This is a genomic window from Streptomyces sp. MnatMP-M17 (assembly GCF_900091995.1).
Lineage (GTDB): Bacteria > Actinomycetota > Actinomycetes > Streptomycetales > Streptomycetaceae > Streptomyces.
Genome location: NZ_FMDK01000960.1, coordinates 1 through 5,335 on the forward strand (window position 1 = coordinate 1; position 5,335 = coordinate 5,335).

5 protein-coding genes are annotated in these 5,335 nt (G+C 70.7%); 2 read left to right on the plus strand and 3 right to left on the minus strand.

What is annotated here, in order from left to right:
• Positions 1–544 (plus strand): glycosylhydrolase-like jelly roll fold domain-containing protein (locus GA0115259_RS34130; protein WP_345941062.1); only part of this gene is annotated, 544 nt, incomplete at its 5' end.
• Between the two features lie 27 nt (positions 545–571).
• On the opposite strand, the gene GA0115259_RS34135 is transcribed toward GA0115259_RS34130, so the two are convergent.
• The 3 genes from GA0115259_RS34135 to GA0115259_RS34145 form a co-directional block, all read right to left on the minus strand.
• A complete protein-coding gene (locus GA0115259_RS34135) occupies positions 572–2,023 on the minus strand; it encodes an FGGY-family carbohydrate kinase (RefSeq protein ID WP_093604091.1) in 1,452 nt (483 codons plus the stop codon).
• A 78-nt stretch (positions 2,024–2,101) separates the two neighbouring features.
• Positions 2,102–3,118 carry a 2-hydroxyacid dehydrogenase gene (locus GA0115259_RS34140; protein WP_093604093.1) on the minus strand — a complete coding sequence of 339 codons (1,017 nt, stop codon included), beginning with the start codon at positions 3,116–3,118 and terminating at the stop codon, positions 2,102–2,104.
• 60 nt (positions 3,119–3,178) lie between these two features.
• Complete coding sequence (locus GA0115259_RS34145) at positions 3,179–3,964, minus strand: DeoR/GlpR family DNA-binding transcription regulator (protein WP_093604095.1); 786 nt, start codon at positions 3,962–3,964, stop codon at positions 3,179–3,181.
• 379 nt (positions 3,965–4,343) lie between these two features.
• On the opposite strand from GA0115259_RS34145, the gene GA0115259_RS34150 reads away from it, so the two are divergent.
• On the plus strand, positions 4,344–5,335 hold a 992-nt coding region (locus GA0115259_RS34150; protein ID WP_256098269.1), incomplete at its 3' end, for an FGGY-family carbohydrate kinase.

A 5,335-nucleotide genomic window follows, 5' to 3' on the forward strand; every position in this document is an offset into this window, starting at 1 on the left:
GCCCCCCCCCAGCCGTACCGGCGCCGACGGCGTGCACACGGTGACCGTCGAACTGCCGGCCGACGGCCCTTCCGGACCACGCACCGTCGCCCTGCGCGTGCGGACCGCTCCCGGCCGCCAGGGCGGCGCCGCCCTGGCCGGTCCCGTACGCTGCGAGATCGGCCCAGGGCTGATCCGGACGGGCGACTGGGAGGCGCAGGGCCTCGCCGAGTACAGCGGTGGAGTGCGCTACACGCGCCGGATGACGGTGCCCGCCGAGGCCCTGGAAGCCCAAAAGGCGCCCGGTGGGCGGTTGTTGCTCGACCTCGGGCGGGTACGCGGCACGGCGGAGGTACGGATCGGCGGCGTCGCGGCCGGAGTCCGTGTGTGCTCTCCGTATGTCTTCGAGGTGACAGGACTGGTCACGGCCGGCGAGAACACGATCGAGATCACCGTCTTCGGTACACTCGCACCGCACTTGGACGCCGCGAGCCCGACTCATTTCGTTTTCCCGGGACAGCGCGTCACCGGCCTGATGGGTCCCGTACGACTGCTTGCCGAGTGATCCGGCGGACCCGGCCGGGTGCTCAGCTCAGCGCGCCCCGGCCGGTCCCTGCCACCGCGCCCGCGCGCTCTCCACCCTGAACAGATAGTCCGCGTAGGCCTGTTCGTAGAACTCCACACCCGTGGGGTCCGGATCCACCACCGCGTCCGGCGCGGTCCAGACGCCGGTGTCCAGGGCCGGGCCGAATTCCGCGTCCCGGGCCGCGACCGCGGCCAGCACCGCTCCGCGCGCGCCCGGTTCCGGTCCACGGGCGACACGCAGCGGGCGGCCGAGCACATCGGCGAAGATCCGCAGCCACGCCAGACTGCGCGCGCCGCCACCGCAGACGGCGAGTTCACCGGTGAGGCCCGCGGCCTCCAGACAGTGCCGGGCCGCGAAGGCGATCGCCTCGCACATAGCGCGTACCAGATCGGCGCGCGACGCCCGCAGATCGAGACCGGTGAACTCCGCCCGCGCGGTGTGGTCCACGAAGGGCGCGCGCTCGCCGGAGGGCGACAGATAGGGCAGCGCGGCAACACCGTGGGCGCCGCGCGGAGTTGTGTCCAGCAGACCGGAGACCTGCTCGTGGGAGGTGCCGGTGAGACCGAGCACCCAGTCGAGCGCGACCGTCCCGGTCATCGCGGGCAGCGCCCGCATATGGCGGTCGGGCCGGGCCGTGGCGAGATGGAATCCGACCGGATCCTCGTCCAGCGCGACGCGTTCGACCACGACCTGGCACGCCAGAGTCGTACCGACGATGAGCAGTCCGTCACCCGGCTCGGTCACGCCCGCGCCGAGCGCGGACGCGGGCAGATCGTACGGACCGGAGCTGACCGGCGTGCCCTCGGCCAGGCCGGGCGTACGGCCGGTGGCCTCTCCGTACGGCAGAGTCGCCGCGATCGGAGGCAGCAGACCGGCGCGGTGTCCGACTCCGAGAGCCGTCAGCACCTCGGGGGAGTAGGTACGGGTGCGGGGATCGAGGAAGGGCACCGACGCGTCGGAGAGATCGGTGCCGCGCTCGCCGGTGAGCCGCAGATGGAGGATGTCCTTGCAGCAGGCGGCGGTGGTGGCCGCGTCCAGTGACCTCGGTTCGTTGCGGTCGAGCCAGGCCATCAGCGGGCCGGGAGAGCCCGGGAAGAGAACATTGCCGGTGTGCCGGTACAGCCGCTCCGCCGTACCGTCGGCCATCCAGCCCGCGACGAGATCACCGGCCCGGCCGTCCATCCACGACAGCGCGGGCCGTACGGGCCGTCCCTCGGCGTCGACCAGCCACAGCCCGTCGCCCTGGCCGGTAAGGGCGACCAGCGCGGGCACCCGGCCCTCGGTCACCGCTCCCAGGACACGGGAGGCGGCCCGTACCACCTCTTCGACGTCCTGCTCCACCCGGTCACCGCGCCCGCCGAGCGCGATCGGTGTCGACTCCACGCGCAGTGCGGTGCCGTCCTCGTCGAAGGCCACCGCCTTCGCGACCGAGGTTCCCATGTCCAGGCCGACGAACACTGTGCAGCCCCTTCCTGCTCGGCTCGGCTGACGCTCCCTCAACTACCGCGATTACCACTCCGTTTAACGACGCTCTTCTCAGACGACACGGTGCGCGAGCTGTTCGCCACGCAGGAACCGGCCGACCTCGGCGGCGGCGACGCGTGCCGCGTTGTGCGCCACCGACTTGTTCGCGCCCGCGAGATGAGGCGTCATGACCAGCCGAGGAGCCGAGCGCAGCCGGGAGCCGGGCGGCGGAGGCTCCACGGCGAACACATCGAGTCCGGCCGCGGCGAGCCGGCCCGACTCCAGGGCGTCGCACAGGGCGTCCTCGTCCAGGAGCGCGCCGCGTGCACAGTTGACCAGGACCGCGCCGTCGGGGAGCAGGGCCAGCTCGCGGGCGCCGAGCAGACCGCGCGTCTCGGATGTCAGCCGCGCGTGCAGCGAGACGACGGCGGAGCGGCGCAGCAACTCGTCCAGAGCGGCGACGGGCGTGCCCACCTCGCGCAGGGCGTTCTGGTCGGCGTACGGGTCGTACACCAGGACGTCCGAGCCGAGGGAGGTCAGGGCCCTCGCCACGCGGCTGCCGACCGCGCCGCAGCCGATCAGTCCGACGGTCGCACCGGCGAGACCGGGCCCGCAGTTGTCGTACGTATAGAACTCGCCCGCCCAGCGGCCCGCGGCGAGCGCCGCCGAGGTCTCCGGGATACGGCGCATCGTGGCGAGCAGCAGTCCGACGGTGTACTCGGCGGTGGCGGCGGCATTGCGCCCCGGAGTGTTGCAGACCTGGACGCCGTGCTCCCTCGCCGCGTCCAGATTGACATTGACGGGCCCGCCGCGGCCGACGACCACCAGCCGCAGTTCCGGTGCTCCGGCGAGGACCTTCCTGGTCACCGGAGCCATCTGGGTCACACAGACCCGCGCTCCGTCGAGCGCGGCGAGAAGTGTCTCCTCGTCGCCCGATGCTTCGTCCACCTCGGAGACCGGCCCGAAGGGAGTGAGCGGCCAGGGCAGACACACTTCGTCAATCGTGTGAGCGGTGCCGATCTCGGCCGTCAGCTCCCGGGCGAGCAGTTCGGGAGCGACGAAATGGTCGCCCGCGGCGAGGATTCTCATCGGCCAGGGTCTCCTTGGCGGCTTGACGCTTGACGCTTGACGGCGTGGCGGCTTGACGGCTCAGGTGGGGGCGAGTTCGTAGCGGACACCGCTCTCGTCGAGGGCCCGCAGGGCCTCCGGCGGTGTGCGGTCGTCGATCAGCACCAGATCGAAGGCGGACAGCGGCGCCAGCCGGTGCAGTGCGGTGCGGGCGAGCTTGGAGTGGTCGATCATCAGCACATTGCGCCCGGCGGACTTGAGCATCGCGCGTTTGACCGCGACTATGCGCTGTTCCTGATGGAAGGCGTAGTCGCCGTACACCGACGAGGTGGATACGAAGCAGAGATCGACGCGCAGCGCCTCGACGGCCTCCACGCACGGCACTCCCAGGAAGGAGTCGTGCAGCGGATCGTAGTCACCGCCCAGGGCCATGAGATGGAGACCGCGCTCGTCGGCCAGCAGATTCAGCGCTTCGAGGAAATTGGTGACGACGGTCAGCGGCTCGATACGAGGAAGGAGCCTGGCCAGTTCCAGCGCGGTGGTCGAGTCGTCGATCATCACGGACATCCCGGGCTCGATGAGTGTGACGGCCTTCGCGGCGAGAGCCTCCTTCTCCGCCCTCATTGAATTCTTGCGGTAGGCCACATTGCTCTCGAAGACTCCGGAGGGCTGCGCCGTGACACCGCCACGGAACTTGCGCAGTACGCCTTCCCGTTCGAGCTCATCGATGTCCCGGTAGATCGTCATCGGACTCACACCGAACCGCTCCGCCAGGTCCGCCGCCGATGCCGACCCTTCGGTCAGCACATGGTCGGAGATCTCCCGGCGCCGCTGTATGGGACCTCGCTGGCTCTTGTCCTGTGACATTTCCCGGTCCTGTTCCGATCCGTCGTGCACGGGACAGGTGAGGACGTGTGTGCTCCTCCGCCCGAGACAGCTCATCAATAACATGAAGCTCTGAGGATATAACATAGATTGCTGATGTACCGTTCGGCAGTGTTCACCAAGGGCGGCGATCGGGTCAACCCGTCAACCGATACCGTCTGATGCCGTCCCACCGTCCTCACCAGGTGAGACAACGGAATCCCGGTCCCGTGGACCCCGGTGCGCGCCCCCTGGTGCACCATCATGGGCACGATGTGAAAAGCATCGTGAGATCACCAGCGGGCGACGAGAAGACGACCGGCAGGCGACGGGACGTGGAAGGTGGGAATCTGTGACGGACACACGCCACAAGGACGTGTGGATGGGGATCGACCTGGGGACGCAGAGCGTGCGTGCCCTGGCCGTCACCGACGACGGACACGTACTGGGCCGGGGCTCGGCGCCGCTCACCGGCCGGCGCGAGGGCAACCGCCATGAACAGCTTCCGGCCGACTGGTGGGAGAGCACGCGCGCCGCCGTCCGCCGGACGCTGCGTACGCTCTCCGCCGCGCGCGTACGGGGAGTTGCCGTGTGTGCCACCTCGGGCACCGTCCTGCTGACCGATCCTCGTGGGAATCCGCTGACGCCCGCGCTGATGTACGACGACGGCAGGGCCGCGGGCGAGGCGCGGGACGCGCAGGAGGCCGGCGCGGAGGTGTGGCGTACGCTCGGCCACCGCATCCAGCCGACCTGGGCCCTCGCCAAACTCCTCTGGCTGACCCGCACCGAGCGCGAGTCGCGGCGGGACGGCGCCGCCTCCGGACTCAGGGGCGCCTCCCGGCTCAAGGGCGCGCGCGTCTGCCACCAGTCCGACTTCATCACCACCCGGCTGGTCGGGCGTCCCGTGCCGACCGACTCCAGCCATGCCCTCAAGACCGGCTACGACCTGCACACCCGTACCTGGCCCACCGCCGTCCACGACCGGCTCGGTCTGTCCCGTCTCGACTTTCCCGAGGTGGTGGCGCCGGGCACCGGGCTCGGTACGGTGTGCGAGGAGGCGGCGGCCGGTACGGGACTGGCCGAGGGCACTCCGGTCGTCGCGGGAATGACCGACGGCTGCGCGGCCCAACTCGGCTCCGGGGCCTGGGGCGTTGGACAGTGGAACACCGTCCTCGGCACCACTCTCGTACTCAAGGGCGTCACCGCGGCTCCGCTGCACGACCCCGCCGGTGTGCTCTACAACCACCTTTCGCCGGACGGGCATTGGCTGCCCGGCGGCGCCTCCAGCGTCGGCGCGGGCGCTCTGTCGCGGGCGTTCCCGGGCGCGGATCTCGCTCAACTCGACCGGCTCGCCGCCGAGCACGAGCCGGCGAG